Here is a 3,901-nt window from a genome sequence, read left to right on the forward strand (position 1 = left end):
CTGGCGATCGATCCGACGGGGTCGGTGCTGCACGCGCCTTGCGACGGCCGAGTGATCACCGTCCACCGCGCGCGGCACGCGGTGACGCTGCGGGCGACGAACGGGGCCGAGATCCTGATGCATGTGGGGCTGGAGACGGTGGCGCTGGACGGCGAGGGGTTCACCGTCCACGTGGCCGAGGGCCAGGCGGTGAAGGCGGGTGATCGGCTGATCGGCTTCGACCTCGATTTCCTGGCCCGCAAGGCGAAAAGCCTGATCACCCCGATCGTGGTCACCAATCCCGAGGCCTTCGCGATCGTGCGCCGGGCCCAGGACCTGGAGACCGGGGTCGGCGGCTTCCTGATGGAACTGGCGGCGGTCGGCGGCGTGGCCGTCGAGGCGGCGGGCGAGGGCGGCGAGGTGGTGCGCGAGGTGGTCGTGCCGCTGGCGCACGGGATCCACGCCCGTCCGGCCGCCCGCATCGCCGAGACGGCGCGCGGCTTTTCCGCCGAGGTGGCGCTGGTCGCCGTCAATCGCCGGGCCAGCGCCAGGAGCCCGGTGGGACTGATGTCGCTGGCCATCCGGCTGGGCGACCATGTTTCCATCGTCGCCAGCGGCCCCGACGCGCAAGGCGCCGTCGCCGCGATCGCCGCGCTGATCGAGAGCGGCATGGGCGAGGGCGTCCACGAGGTCGCCGCCGTCGTCGAAGCGCCGACGGCTGTCGTGGCCGCGAGCGCCGCCGCCGAGCCGGCCGAACCGGCCGAGGCGGGCGTGCTGCGCGGGGTGCTGGCCGCGCCGGGCCTGGCCATCGGCCAGGCGGTGCGGCTGGTGGTCGAGGACATCACCGTCGCCGAAGCCGGCTCTGGCGCCAGCGCCGAGCTTTCGGCCCTGGAGGACGCCATCTGCGTGGTCCAGGCCCGCATCGAGGCCTCGGCCGCTGGCGGGGACGGCGCCCGCAAGGCCATCCTCGGCGCGCACCTGGCCTTCCTCGAAGACCCCGAACTGACGGCGGCCGCGCGCCGGCTGATCGGCGAGGGCAAGAGCGCGGGCTTCGCCTGGCGGCGGGCCGTCGGCGGCTATGTCGAGGCCCTGCGCGGGCTGGGCGACCGGCGCCTGGCCGAGCGCGTCGATGATCTGATCGACCTGGAGCGCCAGGTGCTGCGCGCCCTGACCGGCGAGGAGGAGGCCGCCCGCGTGCTGCCGGCCGGGGCCATCCTGCTGGCCGACGAGCTCTTGCCCTCGCAGCTGATGGGCGTGGACCCCGGCCAGGTGGCCGGCTTCGCCACCGCCCGCGGCGGGCCCACCTCGCACGTGGCCATCCTGGCCGCGGCCATGGGCCTGCCGGCCCTGGTGGCGGTGGGGGCCGGCGCGCTGGAGATCGCCGATGGTGCGGCCCTGATCCTCGACGCCGAGGCTGGCAAGCTGCGCGTCGCCCCCGACGCCGACGCCCTGGCCGCCGCCCAGAGCGCCATCGCCGCCCGCCACGAGGCCCGCGCCGCCGCCAAGGCCGCCGCCCACCAGCAGAGCCGTACGGCCTGCGGGACGCGCATCGAGGTGTTCGCAAACGTCGGCTCGGAGAAGGACGCCCTGGCCGCCGTCGCCAACGGGGCCGAGGGCTCGGGCCTGCTGCGCACCGAGTTCCTGTTCCTCGATCGCGACACCCCGCCCGACGAGGACGAGCAGGCCCGCCAGTACCAGGCCGTGGCCACGGCCCTCGAGGGCCGGCCGCTGATCGTGCGCACACTCGACGTCGGCGGCGACAAGGCCGCCCCCTACCTGCCGATCCCGGCCGAGGAGAACCCGGCGCTTGGCCTGCGCGGCGTGCGGGTCAGCCTGTGGCGCCCCCACCTCCTGAAGACCCAGATCCGCGCCATCCTGCGGGTGGCCCCGCTGGGCCAGTGCCGGATCATGGTTCCGATGGTGGGCAGTCTTTCGGAGCTTCGCGCCGTGCGCGCGGTGCTGGAGGAGGCCAAGCGCGAACTGGGGATCACGCAAGCCGTCGAGCTGGGCGTGATGATCGAGACCCCGGCCGCCGCGGTGACCGCCGACCTGATCGCCGCCGAGGCCGACTTTCTCTCCGTCGGCACCAACGATCTCACCCAGTACGTGCTGGCCATGGACCGGGGCAATCCGGAGCTGGCCGCCCGCATCGATGCTTTGCACCCGGCGGTGCTGCGGATGATCGACCAGACCTGCAAGGGGGCGGCGAAACACGGCCGCTGGGTGGGCGTCTGCGGCGGGCTGGCCTCGGATCTTTCCGCCGTGCCGGTGCTGCTGGGCCTGGGGGTAAGCGAGCTTTCGGCCACCGCGGCCATCGTGCCGGAAGTGAAAGCCCTGGTGCGACGGCTGTCGCTGCCCGCCTGCCGCGACCTTGCCGCCCAGGCCCTGGACCAAACCTCGCCCGAGGCGGTCCGCGACCTTGCCAAGTCCTTCTCTCAGAGCCTGGGGGCCTGAAGCCGATGAAGTCTCCGCTCGAAATCCTCCAGCCGCTGGGCCGGGCCCTGATGCTGCCGATCGCGGTGCTGCCGGTGGCGGGCCTCCTGCTGCGCTTTGGCCAGCCGGATCTTCTCGACATCCCCTTCATCGCCGCGGCCGGCGAGGCGATCTTCGCCAACCTGGGCCTGCTGTTCGCCATCGGCGTGGCCGTGGGCCTGGCCAAGGAAAACAACGGCGCGGCCGGTCTTGCCGGCGTGGTCTGCTTCCTGATCGCCACCGAGGGGGCCAAGGCCCTGCTGCACGTGCCGCCCGAGATCGTCGCGGGCCTGCCCAAGGAGGCTGTCGACCTCGCCGGGCCGGCCTACAAGGCAAAAGCCCTGTCCAAGCTTTCCGTGCCGATCGGCATCCTGTCGGGGGTGATCGGGGGCTTGTTCTACAACCGCTTCTCGGGCTTCAAGCTGCCTGAGTACCTGGCCTTCTTCAGCGGCCGCCGCTTCGTACCGATCATCTCGGGCGTGGCGGGGCTGGTTTTGGCCCTCCTGGTGGGCTTTGGCTACGACGGCATCAACGGCGGGGTGGACGCGGCCAGCCGCGGCGTCGTCGGCTCGGGCGAGGTGGGCCTGTTCGTCTACGGCCTGCTCAACCGGCTGCTGATCGTCACCGGCCTGCACCACATCCTCAACAACATCGCCTGGTTCGTGATCGGCGACTATCACGGGGCCACCGGCGATCTTCGCCGCTTCTTCGCCGACGACCCCAGCGCCGGGGCGTTCATGAGCGGCTTCTTCCCGGTGATGATGTTCGGCCTGCCGGCCGCGTGCCTGGCCATGTTCCACACCGCCCGTCCCGAGCGGAAGAAGGCCGTCGGCGGCATGCTGGCCTCGCTGGCCCTGACCTCGTTCCTGACCGGGGTGACCGAGCCGATCGAGTTCTCGTTCATGTTCCTGGCCCCGCTGCTCTACGCCGTGCACGCGGTGCTGACGGGCCTGTCCATGGCCCTGATGAACCTGCTCGACATCAAGCTGGGCTTCACGTTCTCGGCGGGGCTGTTCGACTATGTGCTGAACTTCGGCAAGGCCACCCGGCCGCTGTGGCTGCTGCCGCTGGGGGCGGTCTATTTCGGCCTCTACTACGGGCTGTTCCGGTTCTTCATCGTCAAGTTCGACCTCAAGACCCCCGGCCGCGAGCCGGCCGAGGAGGCCGCCGCCCTGGCCGCCGCTCCGGCCCCCAGCGTCGGCGGCCGCGGGGCCGACTTCGCCGCGGCCCTGGGCGGGGCCGCCAACCTCGTCAGCATCGACGCCTGCACCACGAGGCTTCGCCTGATCGTCGCCGACCAGAAGGCGATCGACGAGCCGCGCCTCAAGGCGCTGGGCGCGCGCGGGATCGTGCGGCCGTCCGACAAGGCCCTGCAGGTGGTGCTGGGTCCCATCGCCGACACCGTCGCCGGCGAGATCCGCGCCGCCGTCGGGGCAGGGGGCGCAGCGCC

The 3,901-nt window shown here is 72.5% G+C and carries 2 protein-coding genes; both read left to right on the top strand.

The window, feature by feature from the left end:
- A partial coding sequence (gene ptsP / locus ACODR1_RS24695) for a phosphoenolpyruvate--protein phosphotransferase (RefSeq protein ID WP_488882804.1) occupies positions 1 to 2,433 on the top strand: 2,433 nt, incomplete at its 5' end.
- 5 nt (positions 2,434 to 2,438) lie between these two features.
- On the top strand, positions 2,439 to 3,901 hold a 1,463-nt coding region (nagE, locus tag ACODR1_RS24700), incomplete at its 3' end, for an N-acetylglucosamine-specific PTS transporter subunit IIBC (protein ID WP_488882805.1).

The organism is Caulobacter sp. FG7, assembly GCF_057808875.1.